General features: G+C 61.6%; 22 protein-coding genes. 21 read left to right on the forward strand and 1 reads right to left on the reverse strand.

Features of this window, described 5'->3' with window-relative positions:
* Positions 1–26: 26 nt before the first annotated feature.
* Complete coding sequence (locus Q0030_RS02970) at positions 27–509, forward strand: hypothetical protein (RefSeq protein WP_298363102.1); 483 nt, start codon at positions 27–29, stop codon at positions 507–509.
* Positions 510–1055: 546 nt separating this feature from the next.
* Positions 1056–1376 carry a DUF736 domain-containing protein gene (locus Q0030_RS02975; protein ID WP_212428557.1) on the forward strand — a complete coding sequence of 107 codons (321 nt, stop codon included), beginning with the start codon at positions 1056–1058 and terminating at the stop codon, positions 1374–1376.
* Between the two features lie 64 nt (positions 1377–1440).
* Here the strand turns inward: Q0030_RS02975 and Q0030_RS02980 are convergent, their stop codons facing one another.
* Complete coding sequence (locus Q0030_RS02980) at positions 1441–1668, reverse strand: helix-turn-helix transcriptional regulator (protein ID WP_050385492.1); 228 nt, start codon at positions 1666–1668, stop codon at positions 1441–1443.
* Between the two features lie 210 nt (positions 1669–1878).
* On the opposite strand from Q0030_RS02980, the gene Q0030_RS02985 reads away from it, so the two are divergent.
* The 19 genes from Q0030_RS02985 to trbL all read left to right on the forward strand — a co-directional run bounded on the left by Q0030_RS02985 (position 1879) and on the right by trbL (position 19101).
* Positions 1879–2151, forward strand: a complete 273-nt coding sequence (locus tag Q0030_RS02985; RefSeq protein WP_298363103.1) for a DUF2285 domain-containing protein — start codon at positions 1879–1881, stop codon at positions 2149–2151.
* Between the two features lie 165 nt (positions 2152–2316).
* Complete coding sequence (locus Q0030_RS02990) at positions 2317–2511, forward strand: DUF6499 domain-containing protein (protein WP_298363104.1); 195 nt, start codon at positions 2317–2319, stop codon at positions 2509–2511.
* A gap of 79 nt (positions 2512–2590) precedes the next feature.
* Positions 2591–3088, forward strand: coding sequence for a DUF2285 domain-containing protein (locus tag Q0030_RS02995; RefSeq protein ID WP_298363105.1), 498 nt, complete (start codon positions 2591–2593; stop codon positions 3086–3088).
* A gap of 133 nt (positions 3089–3221) precedes the next feature.
* On the forward strand, positions 3222–3503 hold the full coding sequence (locus Q0030_RS03000; protein WP_298363106.1) for a helix-turn-helix domain-containing protein: 282 nt from the start codon (positions 3222–3224) through the stop codon (positions 3501–3503).
* A 22-nt stretch (positions 3504–3525) separates the two neighbouring features.
* Positions 3526–4407: a replication initiator protein A gene (locus Q0030_RS03005; RefSeq protein WP_298363107.1), complete on the forward strand. Its 882-nt coding sequence runs from the start codon at positions 3526–3528 to the stop codon at positions 4405–4407.
* Between the two features lie 289 nt (positions 4408–4696).
* Positions 4697–5161, forward strand: a complete 465-nt coding sequence (locus Q0030_RS03010) for a DUF2840 domain-containing protein (RefSeq protein ID WP_298363108.1) — start codon at positions 4697–4699, stop codon at positions 5159–5161.
* Positions 5158–5670 (forward strand): S26 family signal peptidase, encoded by a 513-nt coding sequence (locus tag Q0030_RS03015; RefSeq protein WP_298363109.1) that lies wholly within the window; start codon positions 5158–5160, stop codon positions 5668–5670. The genes Q0030_RS03010 and Q0030_RS03015 overlap by 4 nt, the downstream gene beginning before the upstream one ends.
* Entirely contained in the window at positions 5670–6503 is an 834-nt protein-coding gene (locus tag Q0030_RS03020; protein WP_298363110.1) for a lytic transglycosylase domain-containing protein, read from the forward strand. The genes Q0030_RS03015 and Q0030_RS03020 overlap by 1 nt, the downstream gene beginning before the upstream one ends.
* A gap of 418 nt (positions 6504–6921) precedes the next feature.
* Positions 6922–8685: a DUF3363 domain-containing protein gene (locus Q0030_RS03025; protein ID WP_298363111.1), complete on the forward strand. Its 1764-nt coding sequence runs from the start codon at positions 6922–6924 to the stop codon at positions 8683–8685.
* Between the two features lie 36 nt (positions 8686–8721).
* A complete protein-coding gene (locus Q0030_RS03030; protein WP_298363112.1) occupies positions 8722–10710 on the forward strand; it encodes a conjugal transfer protein TraG in 1989 nt (662 codons plus the stop codon).
* A gap of 6 nt (positions 10711–10716) precedes the next feature.
* A complete protein-coding gene (locus Q0030_RS03035; protein ID WP_298363113.1) occupies positions 10717–11142 on the forward strand; it encodes a CopG family transcriptional regulator in 426 nt (141 codons plus the stop codon).
* 134 nt (positions 11143–11276) lie between these two features.
* Positions 11277–12611 carry an MFS transporter gene (locus tag Q0030_RS03040; RefSeq protein WP_298363114.1) on the forward strand — a complete coding sequence of 445 codons (1335 nt, stop codon included), beginning with the start codon at positions 11277–11279 and terminating at the stop codon, positions 12609–12611.
* Positions 12612–12832: 221 nt separating this feature from the next.
* Positions 12833–13747, forward strand: coding sequence for a P-type conjugative transfer ATPase TrbB (gene trbB, locus Q0030_RS03045; RefSeq protein ID WP_298363232.1), 915 nt, complete (start codon positions 12833–12835; stop codon positions 13745–13747).
* Between the two features lies 1 nt (position 13748).
* A complete protein-coding gene (locus Q0030_RS03050; protein ID WP_298363115.1) occupies positions 13749–14075 on the forward strand; it encodes a TrbC/VirB2 family protein in 327 nt (108 codons plus the stop codon).
* The gene (locus Q0030_RS03055) at positions 14075–14338 is read left to right on the forward strand and encodes a VirB3 family type IV secretion system protein (protein WP_007594498.1); all 264 of its coding nucleotides are present in this window, start codon (positions 14075–14077) and stop codon (positions 14336–14338) included. The genes Q0030_RS03050 and Q0030_RS03055 overlap by 1 nt, the downstream gene beginning before the upstream one ends.
* Positions 14339–14346: 8 nt before the next feature.
* Positions 14347–16788, forward strand: coding sequence for a conjugal transfer protein TrbE (gene trbE, locus Q0030_RS03060; RefSeq protein WP_298363116.1), 2442 nt, complete (start codon positions 14347–14349; stop codon positions 16786–16788).
* Positions 16785–17513 (forward strand): P-type conjugative transfer protein TrbJ, encoded by a 729-nt coding sequence (trbJ, locus tag Q0030_RS03065; protein ID WP_298363117.1) that lies wholly within the window; start codon positions 16785–16787, stop codon positions 17511–17513. Before trbE ends, trbJ begins: the two co-directional genes overlap by 4 nt.
* Entirely contained in the window at positions 17513–17875 is a 363-nt protein-coding gene (trbK-alt, locus tag Q0030_RS03070) for a putative entry exclusion protein TrbK-alt (protein WP_298363118.1), read from the forward strand. The genes trbJ and trbK-alt overlap by 1 nt, the downstream gene beginning before the upstream one ends.
* Positions 17872–19101, forward strand: a complete 1230-nt coding sequence (trbL, locus tag Q0030_RS03075; RefSeq protein ID WP_298363119.1) for a P-type conjugative transfer protein TrbL — start codon at positions 17872–17874, stop codon at positions 19099–19101. The genes trbK-alt and trbL overlap by 4 nt, the downstream gene beginning before the upstream one ends.
* The last annotated feature ends 100 nt before the right edge of the window (positions 19102–19201 follow it).

Raw genomic sequence — 19201 nt, forward strand, 5'->3', positions numbered from 1 at the left:
AAATCTATGCACATGGAGCCACCACCATGCTCGCCATTGGGCTTGTTCTCAACACACTCGGCATCGGCTTGTTCTGCTGGGCGATTTTTGCGCTCGCTGTGTATGCCTTGCCGTTTTTCGTCGCACTCACTATCGGGATGATGGCGTTACAGAGCGGTGCCGGCCTCATTGGCGCGCTGCTTATCGCAACGGCGGGCGGTGCGCTGACGCTCGTCCTCGGCCAGATCGCGGTTGCCGTTGCTCGGTCCTTGGCCTTGCGCATCGCAATCGCGACAGCATTCGCTATTCCCGCCGCCGTCGCCGGCTATCATTTGGCGTTCGCTCTGTCCCAGATCGGTATGCCCTCGCTGGCTTGGCGAGAGATCCTCGCTTGCCTGGGCGCGGTCTGTATTGGAGGCACAACGTGGACACGCTTGACTGCTTTTGCAGAGCCACGCCCGCTCGAACTGGCTGGGCTGGTGGAGAATCCATCACACCCAGTTCTTCCAGCCGCTACGCGCGAGGGATGACCGTTCACCGCCTTCGTCGCCGAGCAGGCTCGCATAGATCGAAGCATTGAACGAGGGATGATCGGGACCTGAGCGGGGAGGGGCAGTCCCCCTCGGGGCCTTGACCAAGCGCCCCATTTTCGGCCGGGCCCACTAAGCCTGCGGCGGAGCAGCGATGTCTCGATCGTTTCTTCGGAGACGATACCACCCTTTGCAGCAGGTTGTTTCTCTTTCTGCGCCGAATCGTTTCCATCTCTTGTTCAGCACAACCGAGATACGCCACGTCTTCTCCCGAGATTGCGGTTCAGCACGCGACGCACGTGGCCTCATTGATGGCTTGATCTGGCCGAAGACCGGCTTCGCCTCGATCGTCTGAGCCGCAACGCCGTTGATGCGACTTTCTTCCCCTGGGCTTCGCCCATTCCTCGCGAGGCAAGAAAGTCGCCACAACGGCGTCCTCCGCTGTGCTCCGGCCCGCGAGCGGGTGCGTCGCCGATCGTCTTCGGCCTGCAGATCGCCATCGAGGCCGCGGTGGTCGCGGGCTCGAAACACAACAGGAGAAGTGACATGGCTAACATCGGTTCTTTCAAGAAGGTCGGCAACGATTTCCAGGGCGAGATCGTCACCCTGAGCCTGCAAGCTAAGGGCGTCCGCATCGTCGCCGAGACGAACCGGTCCAACGACAACGCGCCCAGCCACCGCATCTACGTGGGCCGGGCCGAGATCGGGGCTGCCTGGTCGAAGCGCTCCGAGGAGGGCCGGGACTACCTCTCGCTCAAGCTCGACGACCCCTCCTTCAACGCTCCGATCTACGCGAACCTGTTCGATGATGAGGGCGGTGAAGGCTACAATCTCCTGTGGTCGCGGCCACGCAAGACCGGCGAGTAAGAGCGCCCCACCAAGCCCCGTCCGGTCCGCCGGGCGGGGCGCTTCGCGGCAGGCCTGAGGCGGCTTACGATTTGCTAAGCCGCGCAGCCTTTTTGAGCAGGTCCCCCGGTTCGACCCCCAATGCTTCAGCTATTTGCCCGAGCACGGTGACGCTTGCTGATACGTCACCGCGCTCGATGGCGCCGACGTAGCGGGCGCTTAAACCCGCGCGCTCGGCCAGCTCCTCCTGCGTCATTTGTAGATCGTGGCGTTTCCGACGCAGGTTCACAGCCATGATCTCTTTGAGATCCATGGCGATATGGGAACTGAGCCGGAACGATCGTTCTAGGAACGATCGTTCCTATTCGTGTCCGAACATGCTATCGACTGTGGCGACGGGACGTACGCGACCGAGCTCGGCCACCGATCTACCGAACGACTATCCAGGATTCCAACGGGCAACGGAGTCTGGATTGCGACCAAACCATGGCGTAGCTTATAGGCGTTCTAAAAGCGGGGTATGATGCAGAAGCCATCCCTAGATCCAAACGTAGCTGACAGTGCGCCGAACGAGCCGACGTTGACGGCTTATGACGAACAGCATGTCGTCACGTACATTCGCCTTCTGCAGGCCGAAGGTGAAGGGGCGGACTGGCGCGAAGTGGCTCGATTGGTCTTGCATATGGACCCCGAGCGAGAGCCGGACCGTGCGCGGAGCGCATATCAGAGCCACCTTGCGCGTGCCAAATGGGTAACTGAGCAGGGCCGCCTATTACGTGGCACTGGCTCCAAATAGAAGAAAATGGCCGGCTGCCGACTTGCAGGCAGAACTATTTTCTTTTGCTGACGGGTGGTCATTCCGGTGCACCACGTGGTGCCAAACTAGGGGCTTCCTACAACCGCCTCGTTCATACCTATTGCGCCGCAATCCTTGTTAGCTGCGTGCAATGGGGCGGAAGCAATGCCTGAATTCGACTGGCGGTCGCCGGATTCCTACAAGAGCCTACAAGACGCCGAAATCACCGACATCGCCTGGGAATGTCTTCGCCGTAACGCGGACTATCGACGCGAGTACGCGGCGATGATCGCAAGCAACTCAGATGGTGCAGTGACCGAGGAATTCAGGAGGAAATGGGGTATCTGCTTTCGCCCATGATCCGCAGAGGTCGTTCGACGAGCAGACGATCTTTTGGACGCCCGAAGTTTTAGCGGCGGTCGTTCCGGTCAAGGTCGCAATGGCCGACGATGGCAGGGCGCCGTCTCGGCCACTGCTCGATCTTACGGCGGGCCAGATGCGCCGCGCTGCCGACGGCTGGCATGCCGTGCTGCGTATTGGCGCGGTAGATCATCGTGTCTGGTCCAAAGAGCCGCCGGTGCTCGGCGCGTCATACGCAGCCGAATTGCCGTTCGATGGCGATTTCGACACACGTGCGTATGCAGCCCGACGGCTATGGCGCGCGATGAATGGACGCGCGCCAGGCCCTGCCTTTCACCAATTACCTAAACACCGGCGCGAACGCCTGAGCGCTGCGATCCGGGCGCTCGATGCTCACCGCGCCGGCGGTAGCTATCGCGTTATCGCCGAGGCGCTCTTCGGCAAAAAGCGCGTCCCTGATCGCGCCTGGAAAACGCATGATCTGCGCAATCGAACAATCCGCCTGGTGCAAGGCGGCCTCGCGTTGATGCGCGGCGGTTACCGCAAACTCCTGCGGCCCGGGCGCAGGGACGAGTAGGGCAGTCCCCGAGGGGTGCCGAAAATCGTACCCTCAACATTCAGCATCCCCCTCCGAGATCCTGCTCCTCCATGATGACCGCACGCACGCCGGCCTAGCCAAGCGTAATGCGCTGTCCTCCTGGAGTTCCCAAATGCCCGATCCAATGGCCGGTCTTCCCCCGCGCTTCCTGCGTACACCTGAGGCCGCGCGCTATCTTGGCCTGTCCGGTCGTACGCTGGAAAAGCACCGCACATACGGCACGGGACCGACGTATCGGAAGATTGGCGGACGTGTCGTCTACGCCGTCGATGACCTGAAAGCGTGGGCCGATCTCGGCTCCAAAACGTCAACGTCAGATCCCGGAAAGGGCACTGTGCTGCCGGCCAAGAAGCATCCGGTGCTGCGCCCGTATGCGGGCCAGGAACGTCGCTGATCGCCGCGTGAGAGCAATGACCATGCGGCGCAAACACCATTCCGAGCGCGAGCAGCTTGAGCTCTTTCGAACGCTGCCCGGTGATCTCGCGCCCCGCGAAGCGCAGGATCTGATGGCTTATCCGTTCTTCTCGCTCGCAAAGACCAAGCGGATCGTGCCGATCGATTTCCGCGCGGGTACGATCGCAATTCGTGTCGAACCGGTGCCGGAACACGGCATGGCGACCATCTGGGATGCAGACGTTCTGATTTGGGCCGCGTCCCAGATTGTCGAAGCCCGTGACGCAGGCTTGAAGACCTCGCGCCTGATGGCTGCAACGCCTTACGAGATTTTGACGTTCGTGGGCCGCGGCACCAGCGCACGTGACTATGACCGCCTGAAGGCTGGTCTTGACAGACTTCAGTCAACGACCGTGCTGACGTCGATCCGTCAGCCGGCAGAACGACGGCGACACCGCTTCTCCTGGATCAACGAATGGAAGGAGACGGCCGATGCAAACGGTCGTCCATTTGGGATCGAGCTGATCCTGCCGGATTGGTTCTACGCTGGCGTCATCGATGAAGCGCTCGTGCTGACGATCGATCGCGCCTATTTCGATCTGACGGGCGGACTTGAGCGGTGGCTCTATCGGCTCGTGCGCAAGCATGGCGGTCGGCAGGACAGCGGCTGGAGCTTTGATCTTCTGCACCTCCATGCCAAGTCCGGCATTCTCTCGCCGCTTAAGCATTTTTCTTACGACGTCCGCCAGATCGTCCAGCGCCAGACATTGCCCGGCTATCAGCTCGCGCTGACGCGCGATCCGAACGGTACCGAGCGGCTGAACTTCGCTCCTACGCCTGTTGCTCCCTTAACGGCACGCCTGCGCCGGCGCGGTCTCGTTCCAAATTCGGAGGACAACCTGTGAATCAACTCGTGCTATCGGGGACCGCAACCCTCGTGCTATGGAGGACCCAATCATCGTGCTATCGGGGACCGGAATCGAGCCTAAGAGCTTGTTTCTTCGCGCTTTCTAGACCCTCTAACTTTACTAACCAGAAATCCTTCGGATTTCTTCTAACGGATCAGACGACCAGCCACATTGGAGGTGACTGGCAGCGGGGGCCCGTCAATCCTGCTCGCCGCCAGAAGCCGCGCCAGTCCTTCATCGGCCTCAACGCTCACCGCACTCCGTCCCAGCATCAGGGAGCGGCGGCGTGAGCGATCTTACCGAAGTAGAAGTGCTGTGGCTTGAGAAACGCATCGAAAACCGCATTCGGTTCGGTCGTATCGTGAAGGAACGGAAGCTTGATCGCCATCGGCGCGTCCTGTCATTTGCGCCCGGCAGCATCTTTGCTTTCGTCCGTTGGACCTCCAACGACTTTGGGACAATCATTTCGCGGATCGACATCTTGCGCGCGGTCGCTCCGGGACAGCGCTGCTCGACCGTCCCTTATGTGACACCCGGCGGTGAGATTCTGCTGCGCCTGTCCAGCTGGCCGAAGGTCGAGCGAGTGCTGCAAATAACCGATGCCGTTGAGGCACTCGGCATCGATCCAGCTGATGTCGCGCCTGATCATTGGCATCACGTCCATAACCGCTTGTCCGTCAACGAAAACCCGCGCCCATACACGAAAGCGCGCCATCAGGCCTGGCTTCACCGTCAGAGGACAATGCGATGACGGGCCGCTTGAAGACGCTGACCGCGACGTTTGGGGCGGCTACTGCGCTCGTCACGACGATCATCCTGGAGCCGCTTCCGCTTTACATCTGGAACGCATCCGCGAGCGTGCCGATCGGTCTCTACCGCCTCCGGCCGGCGGACCAATTCCAAGTCACTGAATTGGTCGCCGTGCAGCCGCCGGAGCCGCTCGCGACCTTCCTCGACCTTAATGGCTATTTGCCCATTGGCGTCCCCATGCTGAAACGCGTGCTCGCCCTTCCGGGGCAGAGCGTTTGCAGATCCGGCCTCACGATTTCGGTCGACGACCTCGCGGTGGGCGAGGCGAAGGATCACGACAGACGAGGCAGGCGGCTGCCGAAATGGCAGGGCTGCCGCGTCGTCGGCGACGGCGAGCTGTTTCTGATGAACTGGCAGTCGGACGACTCTTTTGATGGCCGGTATTTTGGATTTCTTCCGGCATCTAGCGTGATCGGCCGCGCGATCCCGGTGTGGTCGTGGGAGGAGTGATGGTGCGTATTCGACGTGTTATCCTCCCCGTTCCCTTGTTTGATCGGTCACGGGATCGCACCTCCGTCTCGATCGATGTCGGCAAGGCTGGCGCGAGCCCGACCGCGTGCTTGGGTCGGTTGGGCACGCGCGTTTGTTCTGTCGTGCCCTTGCTGCTTCTTCTGACCGCGCCCGACAGTGATGCTTTTGCCCAGAGCGCATCAGAGGGACGTCCGGCGATCAGTCAGACCGCTCACTCATTTGCCCGCTTCATCAATGAAGCCTCACTACGCTTTGCAATTCCGCCCAACTGGATCCGTTCAGTCCAAAGTATCGAGAGTGCTGGTGACGTGCACGCCAGATCGCCGAAAGGCGCAATGGGCCTGATGCAAATCATGCCGGCGACTTGGGCTGAACTGCGCGAGCGCTACAATCTCGGGAACGACCCCTACGACCCGCACGACAACATCTTGGCCGGCACGGCTTACTTGCGCGAACTGCTCGATCGGTATGGCTCGCCTGGCGTGTTTGCCGCGTACAACGCGGGACCATCTCGCTACGAAGAGCATCTCGCTGACGGCTCCTTGCCAGAAGAGACGCGAACATACGTTGCAAAGCTAGCAAATCTGCTTGCGATCGAACTGCCGCCGAGGTGGGCGTTCATCGGCCAATCATCAGCGGCGGCGACGCAATTCGTCGGGCGATCCGATCTCATGAAAACGCGCGATCGGTTGCTGGCGCTCATGCCGTCGAGCGGTGTCACGACCGCAATCTCGGCGCCCGATGTTTCAGCCATGGTCCCCAAGCCGATTGGCATGTTCGTCCCTCGATCGGATTCGGGAGCATCGCAATGACCAACTGTGCGAGTTCGCAAGCCTTGGCGTGCTTCACAAAGCTAGTGGCACGTGCTGATGGCATACGGGCGATGCCTTCGGCCCGCGCTCTACTCGTCGCTTTGCTCCTCACCGAGCCACCCTTCGGGTGTCTCGGCCCTTCGGGTAACGATCGCTATCGCAAGCGCTCGGAAGCAGTGGGGGCTTCGCGAGTTGGCTGCCAAGTCGCGGCGGCTCTTTGGGGAACCGGCGACCGGGAGACCACGACGGCAGGACGGCGAGATAAAAGAGGCTCGCCGGTCGAACAGCAAGCCACTGACGTGGCTTGGGTTCTTCCGTGCCGGTCGGTCGTGGCGCGTGCCGCGCCTTGCGTTTTGAGCAATGCAATCAAGGACATTTTCGGCACTGTAGGCGCTTTTGAGCTCTTCGGGGCCCAGCCATGATCGTACGCGACAGTGAACTGCGTATTCGGCCAGGGCGCATCCGTAGCACCCGCGCGCCCAAGCCGAAGAGCTTCATCAACCAAGTGCTCCGCGCGGCGAACAAAGCCGGGCACACCTCGGGTCAGGCTGCGTATGGTAAGCGTTCCGCAGCCTATGGGCGCTCGACGTTTGGACGCGGCAGGCTCGCGTTTAGCCGCAGCCGGTTGTTCAGTCCGACGCGGCGTGTGGTGATGAAGGCGCGCGTCGTTCGACACAAAGGGCGAGCGTTCCGTTCGGCGCCGCCGACTGCCCATATCTCATATCTGAGGCGCGATGGCGTGACTCGGAGCGGTGAGCGGGCCGAGATGTTCGACGCCGGCAGCGACCGTGCCGATGGCGTGGCCTTCGCGGAACGGTGTGAGGGCGACCGGCATCATTTCCGGTTCATCGTCTCGCCCGAGGATGCTGGCGAGATGACCGACCTCAAGGCCTTCACCCGCGACCTCGCCAAGCAGATGGAAACCGACCTTGGCACGCGGCTCGATTGGGTAGCCGTCGATCATTGGAACACAGACAACCCTCACGTCCATCTTCTCGTTCGAGGAGTCGATCAGGAAGGAGCTGACCTCGTGATCTCCCGGGACTACATCAGCCGAGGCCTCCGCTCACGCGCTGAAGAACTCGTCTCCATCGAACTCGGTCCTAAGCGGGAGCACGCGATTCGTAACGCGTTGGATAGGGAAGTCACGGCAGAGCGATGGACGCGGCTCGATCGGGAGATCCGGTGGGCAGCCGATGAAACCGGCTATATCGATCTTCGGCCCGAGAATCCCGGTAGCTCCGATCCTGAGATCCGACGTCTGATGGTTGGTCGCCTCCAGCATCTGGAGAAGATGGGCCTCGCGGCACCAGCGTCGCCAGGGGAATGGATGGTCGGGCTCGAGGCGGAGCGCAACCTCCGGGATCTCGGTATGCGCGGCGATATCATCAAGACCATGCACCGCGCCTTCACCGAGCGCGGCGAGGCGCGCGGAGTTGCCGACTTCGTTATCGAAGGCGGACAGCCGTCGGCCCAGACAGCCGGCCGGTTGGTCGATCGGGGATTGCATGACGAACTGACGGGCGAGGCCTACGCCCTGATCGACGGAACAGACGGACGCGCGCACCACGTTCGTTTCCGTGGAATCGAGGCCTTCGACCATGCGCCGCCGGTCGGCGGCATCGTTGAAGTCCGAAGTTTCGGTCACGCCAGTGATCCGCGTCCCACCCTGGTACTCGCGACCCGTTCAGATCTCGATCTGGCTGAGCAGGTTACTGCCAAGGGAGCGACCTGGCTCGACCATCGGCTGGTCGAACGTGATCCGATGCCGCTCGCCATGGGAGGATTTGGTCGCGAGGCTCGAGAGGCCATGGAAGCTCGCGCCGAGCGTCTGGTTGAGGAAGGACTGGCGCGGCGGCAGGGCCAGCGCATCATCCTGCAACGCGACCTTCTGAATACGTTGCGCCGACGCGAACTGGACGAGGTAGCCGTAAAGGTCTCGGCCGACACAGGGCTGCCTCACACGAAGGCGGCTTCCGGAGAGCATGTGGCGGGTACGTATCGCCAGCGGCTGACGCTCGCCTCGGGACGCTTCGCCATGATCGACAACGGGCTCGGCTTCCAGCTCGTGCCGTGGTCGCGCGAGCTTGAGAAGAAGTTGGGCCAACACGTCACCGGCGTCGCGAAGGATAGCGGCGGCATCGAATGGGGCTTTGGCCGCAAGCGCGACCTGGGCCTCTAGCTATCACGATAACCCCATTGCGGAGGGACCTTCGAGATGTCCGGAACCAAGATCCTTTGGGGCCAGTCGATCGTCGTCGGCCTGATCGTTTTGATGGCCGTCTGGGGAGCAACCGAGTGGACGGCCTGGCGGCTCGCGTACCAGCCGGAGCTGGGGCGGCCGTGGTTCGAACTGTCGGACTGGAAAGTCTATTACCCGCCAATCTTCTTCTGGTGGTGGTTCGTCTACGACGCCTACGCGCCTCAGGTTTTTGTCGAGGGAGCCCTCATCGTGGCGTCAGGAACATTTCTTTCGATTGCCGCGGCGATTGGCATGTCGGTCTGGCGGGCGCGGGAGGCCAAGAATGTCGAGACCTATGGCTCGGCGCGCTGGGCCGATAAGCAGGAGGTCAGAGCTGCTGGACTGCTCGGTCCGGATGGCGTGGTGCTAGGCAAGCTCGAGGAGGACTACCTTCGCCATGACGGACCGGAACACGTGTTGTGTTTCGCGCCCACACGATCGGGCAAGGGCGTCGGGCTCGTCGTTCCCTCGCTTCTGGCCTGGCCGGGATCGGCCATCGTTCACGACATCAAGGGAGAGAACTGGCAACTGACCGCCGGCTTCCGTTCGCGGAATGGCCGCGTCCTGTTGTTCGATCCGACCAACCTCAAGTCTTCAGCGTACAATCCGCTTCTCGAGGTCCGGCGCGGGGAGTGGGAGGTGCGCGACGTCCAGAACGTCGCCGACGTCCTGGTTGACCCCGAAGGCTCACTGGACAAGCGGAACCACTGGGAGAAGACCAGTCACTCGCTCCTGGTCGGTACCATCCTCCACGTCCTTTATGCGGAGGCGGACAAGACCTTGGCCGGTGTGGCGGCCTTCCTGTCCGATCCGAAGCGGTCGATCGAGGCGACGTTGAAGGCCATGATGACCACGCCGCACCTTGGCGAGCAGGGCGCCCATCCGGTGGTCGCTTCGACTGCGCGCGAGCTCCTCAACAAGTCCGAGAATGAACGGTCCGGCGTCCTCTCCACGGCGATGTCGTTCCTCGGGCTTTACCGTGATCCCGTCGTGGCACGGGTGACCCGGCGGTGCGATTGGCGTATCGCCGACCTGATTGCTGATGGCCGACCAACGTCGCTCTACCTCGTGGTCCCGCCATCCGATATCTCGCGGACCAAGCCGTTGATCCGCCTGGTGCTGAACCAGATCGGCCGCCGCCTGACCGAAGACTTGCATGCCAGCGACCGCCGGCACCGAGTTCTCATGATGCTCGATGAGTTCCCAGCACTTGGACGTCTCGATTTCTTCGAGTCCGCGCTGGCATTCATGGCTGGTTATGGGATCAAGAGCTTCCTGATCGCGCAATCGCTCAATCAGATCGAGAAGGCTTATGGGCCGAACAACGCGATCCTCGACAATTGCCACGTCCGAGTCAGCTTCGCGACCAACGACGAGCGGACCGCAAAGCGGGTCTCAGACGCGCTGGGTACGGCGACCGAGATGCGGGCGATGAAGAACTATGCCGGTCACCGGTTGAATCCCTGGCTGGGGCACCTCATGGTCTCGCGTCAGGAAACGGCGAGGCCGCTCTTGACTCCTGGTGAGGTCATGCAGCTCCCGCCGCGGGAGGAAATCGTCATGGTGGCAGGGACACCCCCGATCCGCGCCAAGAAGGTGCGCTATTACGAGGATCAGCGGTTCTCCGAACGCGTCTTGTCGCCGCCGGATCCTGCGGCCTCTGGCCTCTCATCGCGGACGGACGGATGGTCGACGCTTGGAACCCTTACGCCGGCAGCGCTTCCAACCAGCAGGGCGGAGCAGGCAGAGGACGACACGGCGAACAGCGGGCTCCGTCGCGAGCCTGAGCTCCCCGATCACGTTGCGATCGTGAAGGAGACGATCGATTCAACGCCGGCAGAAGAATTTTCCGTTGTTCTTGACGACGATGATGATGCGGTACGCCAGTCCCGACTTCTCCGTCAGCAGATGCGTGGCGTCCCCCGTCAAGTCGCGATGGACCCGAATGACGGCATGGAGCTGTGAGCCAACATGCGCGACCGCATGAATGTGTACTTTCCGCCGGAGCTTCTGAAGCAGATCGCAGATCTCGCCGATCGTAAGAATCTTTCCAGGTCTGCGATCGTGGAAGCGGCCGTTGCGTCCTTTCTGTCACCAGACGGGGCGGACAGGCGGGAGGCGGCGTTCACCCGTCGCCTGGACCGTCTATCGCGTCAGATGCAGAGGCTGGAGCGTGACGTTGGCCTGACGGCCGAAACCCTAGCCCTATTCATCCGCTTCTGGCTGACCATCACGCCACCGCTGCCCAACGACGCACAGGCGGCCGCGCAGCTCAAGGGCCGGGAACGCTTTGAAGGATTTATCGAGGCGCTCGGGCGCCGCCTGCAAAAGGGGCAGAGCTTTCTACGAGAGATTCCGGAAGATATCGTCTGTCAGGAACCTGGCAACGAAACCTGATTGAATGACGAGACACGCTGTTCGCGGGTCTTCCTTTTTCTACGCCAGTCCACGACCGTAGTAATTTAGCCAAGCCGACAAAAAGCTGGACGCGCTATCGGCTCGAATGAGCTGAGGAGCAAAAGGGGGCCAGCATGCAAACTTCAGTGGCATGGCGTCTCGTCGCGCGCGTTTTTCTTCCATTCACCGCCGCATACTATCTTTCATATCTGTTTCGAACGATCAACGCTTTGATCTCCGGCCGTCTCGTCTCGGATGCCGGGCTCGGGACTGCCGACCTCGGGTTGCTCACGTCAGTCTATTTCCTGGTGTTCGCGGCGGCTCAGATCCCCATCGGTATATTGCTGGACCGCTTTGGCCCGCGCCGCGTCCAAAGTGCGTTGCTCTTGGTCGCCGCCGCGGGTGCCGGTCTGTTCGCGATGTCGACGGGATTACCGTCGCTTTTGATTTCACGAGCAATGATCGGCCTTGGAGTTGCGGCTGCGCTGACGGCCGGGTTGAAATCCATCGTTCTCTGGTTTCCTGGGGAACGGGTAGCCTTGCTGAATGGCTACATGATCATGTTGGGGTCGCTCGGCGCGGTGACCGCGACTGCTCCCGCTGAACACCTGCTCGCCTGGATGGACTGGCGACAGCTCCTTGAAATCCTGGCGGCCGCGACCGGCGCGACGGCGGTGCTCATCTATCTCGCTGTTCCTGAACGAGCCATCATCCCACCAACCGCATCAAATCCCGCCACCCTTAGGTCCGTTTTTGGCGACAGGCGTTTCTGGCGCGTTGCCCCGTTGTCAGCGACTTGTGTGGGATCCGCCTGGTCTCTGCAGGGATTATGGGCGTCGTCGTGGCTGACGGACGTAGAGGGATTTGATCGTGCTGGCCTTGTCGGACAGCTGTTCACGATGTCGACGGCACTCTGCGGCGGTGCCTGGATATTCGGTACCACGGTTCATTATCTAAGACGAAGAGGGGTGGGAGCCGAAACGATATTAGCGATTGTCGCAGTGCTGTTCATCGTCGCCGAGCTTGCCTTGATCCTGCGCGCGCCTTTGCCATCCCTTTTGCCGTGGTCCGTTGTAGCAATTGTCGGAACTGCGACAGTGGTCAGCTTTACGGTCATAGCGGATTACTTTCCGCCAGAGCTTGCCGGGCGTGCAAACGGTGCGTTGAACCTGCTGCACTTCGGTTGGGCATTTCTCGCCCAATATGGGACGGGCCTGGTTCTGGACCAGTGGTCCACGGTGGATGGCCATCGGGCCATCCTGGCTTATCAAGTCGCGTTCGGTCTCAACGTAGCAGCACAGATAGCGGCGTTCGTTTGGTTTGCGCTACCATGGCTTCGATCCTTTGCCTGGAGAAGGGGTTCAATACCCTCCTTCGAGGGGGTTGGCGTCTCCGACGCAGTCGAGCTGGTCATTCCATACGACCAAGCGGTCGTACTAATCCCAGCGGATGGCGATGTGGAGTGGTGAGCAGCGACCGCAACGTTCGAGCAGACGACGTCAAGTATCTGTATCTAGTCTTTCCTTTTTCTACGCCAGTCTACGATCGATGAAAGCGCTTGTTGCGCTAGGTCGATCGGTGGCTTTTCTAATCATCCCATCTGAGGGCGTTCTTTAGACGCCCTCATTTGGTGAGGACGGCGGTGGCAATCCATTCCTTTCAATCGGAGGCGAATTCGCGCGGCGCGCGAATGCTCCGCAGCGCACTTGGTACGGCGATTGCCGGCTACCTAGAAGACGACGCAATCATCGAGGTCATGCTCAATCCGGACGGGCGTTTGTGGATCGACCGGCTGTCGACTGGCCTCACCGATACTGGCGAAACCTTGTCCGCGGCGGACGGCGAACGCATTGTACGCCTGGTAGCGCACCACGTGGGCACCGAGGTGCATGCCGGCTCGCCACGCGTCTCGGCCGAACTCCCCGGAACTGGGGAGCGCTTCGAAGGCCTGTTGCCTCCAGTCGTTGCCGCTCCCGCCTTCGCCATCCGCAAGCCCGCCGTCGCCGTGTTCACACTCGACGACTATGTCGCTGCCGGAACCATGACATCAGATCATGGCAGCGCCTTAAGGGCTGCGGTCGCTGCGCGCAAGAACATCCTCGTCGCTGGTGGGACGTCGACCGGCAAGACCACGTTGACCAACGCGCTCCTGGCCGAGGTGGCCAAGACCTCTGACCGGGTCGTGCTGATCGAAGACACGCGCGAACTTCAGTGTAAGGCGTCCAATCTTGTCGCGCTGCGGACAAAGGACGGGGTAGCCACCTTATCAGACCTTGTCCGCTCCTCGCTTCGACTGCGTCCTGACCGTATCCCGATCGGCGAGGTCCGGGGCGCTGAAGCGCTCGACTTGCTCAAGGCCTGGGGCACCGGTCACCCCGGCGGCATCGGCACCATCCATGCCGGCACCGCGCTCGGTGCGCTACGGCGGCTTGAGCAACTCATCCAGGAAGCCGTCATCAAGGTGCCGCGGGCGCTGATCGCCGAGACCATCAACCTCGTCGCTGTGCTCACGGGACGCGGTGCCGATCGTCGCCTTGCCGAGCTCGCCCTCGTCACGGGGCTTGGAGCCACTGGCGATTATAGCCTTTCACCAGCAGGAGACTGATATGCGTCCGCAGTTTCGCTTTCTTCGAGAAGCCGCCTCACTGGGAGCTTTTGGCGCTATTCTCCTGACGGCCGCGCCGGCACGGGCGGCTGGCTCGAACATGCCGTGGGAGCAGCCACTCAATCAGATCCTGCAATCGGTTGAAGGTCCGGTCGCAAAGATTATGGCCGTCATCATTATCGTTGTGACCGGGCTCACGCTCGCGTTCGGCGATTCATCGGGTGGTTTCCGGCGGCTGATCCAGATCGTGTTCGGACTGTCGATCGCGTTCGCAGCCTCGAGCTTCTTCCTGTCGTTCTTCTCTTTCGGCGGCGGCGTGGTGATCTGATGGATGAGCCAGTCGCAGGCTTTGTTGTGCCCGTGCATCGCGCACTCACCGAGCCCATCCTAATGGGTGGCGCGCCGCGATCGGTCGCGATCATCAACGGCACGTTGGCGGCCGCTCTTGGACTTGGACTGCGGCTGTGGATCGCGGGTCTCGTTCTCTGGTTCATCGGTCACATGGCCGCCGTCTGGGCCGCCAAGCGCGATCCTGCCTTCGTCGATGTGGTGCGCCGACATTTGCGCATTCCCGGTCACCTCAACGCTTGAGCTCAGTCATGATGAACCTTGCCGAATATCGCCATTCCAATGCTCGCCTCGCCGACTTCCTGCCTTGGGCAGCGCTGGTCGATGAGGGGATCATTCTGAACAAGGACGGTTCGTTTCAGCGGACTGCGAAATTCAGGGGCCCCGACCTCGACAGCGCAGTGCCGGCTGAACTTGTCGCCGTCGCCGGCCGTCTGAACAACGCTTTGCGTCGTCTGGGATCCGGCTGGGCCGTGTTCGTTGAGGCGCAGCGTCATTTTTCAGGTGTTTACCCGCCGAACACCTTTCCGGACGTCGCGTCTGCACTGGTCGACGCCGAGCGCCGAGCGCAATTCGAAGAGGCAGGCGCCCACTATGAGTCGAGCTATTTCCTGACCTTCCTCTATTTGCCGCCGGAGGAGGGGGCGGCGAAGGCAGAGCGACTGCTCTATGAGGGACGCGATCGGACCGTGGGAGCAGACGCTCGCGAGGTACTCCGCGGGTTCACCGATCAAACCACCCGCGTGCTTCAGCTCCTCGAAGGGTTCATGCCGGAATGTGGCTGGCTCGATGATCAGGACACCCTGACCTACCTGCATTCAACGATTTCGACCAAGCGTCATCGCGTTCGAGTGCCCGAAATTCCCATGTACATCGATGCACTCTTGGCCGACCAGCCGCTCACTGGCGGGCTCGAGCCGATGTTGGGCTCAGCCAATTTGCGAGTTCTCACGATCGTTGGCTTCCCGGGCACGACGACGCCGGGAATTCTGGATGACTTGAACCGCCTGGCATTTTCGTATCGCTGGTCGACCCGCGCAATCATGCTCGACAAGACCGATGCCACCAAGCTCCTGACTAAGATCCGCCGCCAGTGGTTCGCAAAGAGAAAGTCGATTGGTGCCATTCTCAAGGAGGTCATGACCAACGAGGCGTCGACGCTGCTCGATACCGATGCCCACAACAAGGCTATCGACGCCGACGCCGCTCTGCAGGAACTGGGTTCGGACCAGATCGGACAAGCCTTCGTCACGGCGACCATCACTGTCTGGGATAGTGATCCCGGTGCTGCCGATGAAAAGCTGAGGCTTGTCGAGAAGGTCATCCAGGGGCGAGATTTCACCTGCATGATCGAGACGGTGAACGCCGTTGAAGCCTGGCTCGGTAGCCTGCCGGGACATGTCTATGCCAACGTGCGGCAGCCGCCGGTCTCGACCCTCAACCTCGCTCATATGATTCCGATGTCGGCCGTGTGGGCAGGCGAAGCGAGGGATCTGCATTTCAAGGGTCCGCCACTCCTGTTCGGCAAGACCGAGGGATCGACCCCATTCCGATTCTCTCTCCACGTCGGTGACGTCGGCCATACTCTCGTGGTGGGACCGACGGGAGCTGGCAAATCGGTCCTGCTCGCTCTGATGGCGCTACAGTTCAGGCGTTATCCGAACTCTCAGATCTTTGCGTTCGATTTTGGTGGCTCGATCCGGGCGGCCGCGATCGCGATGGACGGCGACTGGCATGATCTCGGCGGTGCATTGTCCGACGGAGACGAAAACCCTGTCGCGCTGCAACCGCTGGCCTGGATCGACGATCCTTCTGAGCGAGGATGGGCGACCGAATGGATCGGCGCGATCCTGGCGCGTGAAAGGATCGAGATCAACCCGGAGGTCAAGGACCATCTGTGGTCGGCGCTGACGTCTCTCGCTTCAGCGCCGAGGGAGGAACGTACGTTCACGGGCCTTTCAGTCTTGCTGCAATCCAATTCCCTGAAACGTGCCCTCCAGCCTTATTGCCTGGGCGGTCCGTCAGGTCGTCTGCTCGACGCCGAATTCGAGCGCCTTGGCGAGTCCTCTGTCCAGGCGTTCGAGACCGAAGGGTTGATCGGAACGAGCGCGGCGCCGGCCGTGCTGGCCTACCTCTTTCATCGAATCGGGGACCGTCTCGATGGCCGGCCCACACTTCTTATTGTCGATGAAGGCTGGCTTGCCCTCGATGATGAGGATTTTGCCGGCCAACTCCGGGAATGGCTGAAGACGCTCCGCAAGAAGAACGCGTCGGTCATCTTCGCCACCCAATCGCTCTCGGACATCGACGGCTCCGCGATCGCGCCGGCGATTATCGAAAGTTGTCCAACGCGGCTGTTGCTGCCGAACGAGCGGGCGATCGAGCCGCAGATATCAGCTATCTACCGCCGCTTCGGCCTCAATGACCGCCAGATCGAGCTTCTGAGCCGGGCGACGCCCAAGCGCGACTACTACTGCCAGTCCCGCCGCGGCAACCGGATGTTCGAACTTGGGCTTGGCGAGGTGGCCCTCGCCTTTACGGCGGCCTCGTCCAAGACGGACCAGGCTGCCATCGAACGGCTCCTTGCCGAGCACGGACGTGACGGCTTCGTGCCCGCCTGGCTCCAGCACCGCGGCGTCGCCTGGGCCACGGATCTGATCCCCAATCTCGGCAACCTAGAGAGATCGCTATGAGCCGCTTTAACTGTTTGCTGGCTGCCAGCACTATTGCCCTGGCGCTTGGCGCCACAGCGCCGGCGCGGGCGCTGATCGTCTTCGATCCCAGCAATTACGTCCAGAACGTCCTGACCGCCGCGCGCGAGCTGCAGCAGATCAACAATCAGATCACCTCGTTGCAAAACGAGGCGCAGATGCTGATCAATCAGGCCAGGAATCTGGCAAACCTGCCGTACTCGTCCTTGCAGCAATTGCAAGCATCGATCCAACGGACCCAGCAATTGCTGGCCCAGGCTCAGCGGATCGCCTACGACGTCCAGCAGATCGATCGCGCGTTCTCGACCAGCTATGCGCCAGCTACGGGCAGCCAGTCGAGCCAAGTGCTGACCAGCAACGCTCAATCGCGGTGGCAAAATTCTGTCGCAGCGTTGCAAGACTCGCTCCGGGTCCAGGCCGGAGTCGTCAGCAATCTCGACACCAACCGCATCCAGACATCGGCACTTGTCACATCCAGTCAAGATGCCAGCGGCGCGCTGCAGGCAACCCAGGCCGGCAACCAGATCCTTGCGCTTCAAGCGCAGCAACTCGCGGATCTTACCGCCGCCGTGGCGGCACAGGGCAGGGCGCAAAGCCTTGAAGCGGCACAGCGCGCTGCGGCGCAAGACCAGGGCCGAGAGCAACTCAGGCGGTTTCTGACGCCGGCACAGGGCTATCAATCCTCCAACGTGCAGATGTTTCACTGATGAGCGATACAGGGCCATTCAAGGCGTTGTCGCTGCTCGTATCCGCCGGGATATTGGTCGTCGCAGCCTGCGCGATCCAGCTCCGTGGCGGAGAGGAGACATCTGCGCCGCCAAAGGCGGAGCAGACCTCGAACGTCGACAGTTCCGACCTAGCCCGCTGCCGTACCGTCACTTCGGAGGACGCGGCAGGTTATCAATATTGCCAAAAAGTTTGGGCCGAAAGCCGGCGTCGCTTCTTTGGCGGTGGTGCCGCGTCTCGGCGTCCCGATCTGGCCTCGAGTCTGTCGCCCACGCCAAAGGATGAGAGCCGGATGCCGCAAGGGTATCCATCCGTGGCGCTACCTGAAGCGAGCAGGCCATGACCGGTACCGGCATTATCGATCAGTTTCTGGAGACGTTTACCCGCTACATCGATAATGGCTTTGGGCTATTAGGTGGCGATGTCGGATATCTCGCAACAACCCTGGCTGCGATCGACATTACGCTCGCCGCATTGTTCTGGAGTTGGGGAACGGACGAGGACATCATCGCGCGCCTCGTCAAGAAGACGCTGTTCGTTGGCGTCTTTGCCTACCTCATCGGCAACTGGAACGGCCTCGCACGCATCGTCTTCGAGAGCTTTGCCGGTCTTGGGCTGAAAGCATCTGGCGCTAGCCTCTCCTCGGCAGATTTCCTGCGACCGGGAAAGATCGCGCAAGTCGGGCTCGATGCTGGTCGACCGCTGCTCGACTCGATCTCCAGCTTGATGGGCTACATCAGCTTCTTCGAGAATTTCGTCCAGATCGTCGTTCTCTTGTTCGCGTGGGTTGTTGTTCTGCTCACCTTCTTCATCTTGGCGATCCAGCTCTTCGTCACCCTGATCGAGTTCAAGTTAACGACACTCGCCGGCTTCGTGCTCATTCCCTTCGGCTTGTTTGGTAAGACTGCCTTCGCGGCCGAGCGCGTGCTGGGCAACGTCATATCGTCCGGAATCAAGGTTCTGGTCCTGGCCGTGATTGTCGGCATCGGCTCGACCCTGTTCTCGCAGTTCACCTCAGGCTTCGGCGGCGGACAGCCGACCATCGAGGACGCGATGACGTTGGTACTTGCGGCGCTCTCGTTGTTGGGCCTCGGTATCTTCGGTCCCGGAATCGCAAATGGCCTGGTGTCCGGCGGACCGCAAGTCGGCGCTGGCGCTGCGATCGGAACGGGTCTTGCCGCTGGCGGCGTCGCTGCAGCGGGCGCGGGCCTTGCTGCTGGTGGTGCCGGCCTCGCCGGCGGAGCCATAGCCGGTGCTGCGCGCGGTGGGAGCTTTGTCTTAAGTGGAGCAACCGCAGCTTATCGAAGCGGTGGTCTTGCCGGCGTCGCCGAAGCCGGTAGCTCGACCGCCATGAGTCCGCTACGTCGGGCGGTCGCCGCATTCACCAGCAACGGCCAGGGGAATGAACCGGCTGCGAGCGCTTCCGCGGACGGGCAGCCTGATTGGGCGCGGCGCTTGAAACGTGCCCAGACCATCCAACATGGCGCGGCGACCGCCGGCCACGCGGTCCGCTCCGGCGATCATGGCGGCAGCGGTTCCTCCGTCGATTTGTCCGAAGGAGAGCGCTGAAACGCAGCCAAGCATCGCCTTAGCCACCCGCCGCAGGCGGCGACGGCTCAAACCATAAAGCCGCGCGACTTGACACCGATCACTCGATCCACTGGGGCAA

It is taken from the genome of uncultured Bradyrhizobium sp. (assembly GCF_947648125.1).
In the GTDB taxonomy this organism is placed as follows: Bacteria; Pseudomonadota; Alphaproteobacteria; order Rhizobiales; family Xanthobacteraceae; genus Bradyrhizobium.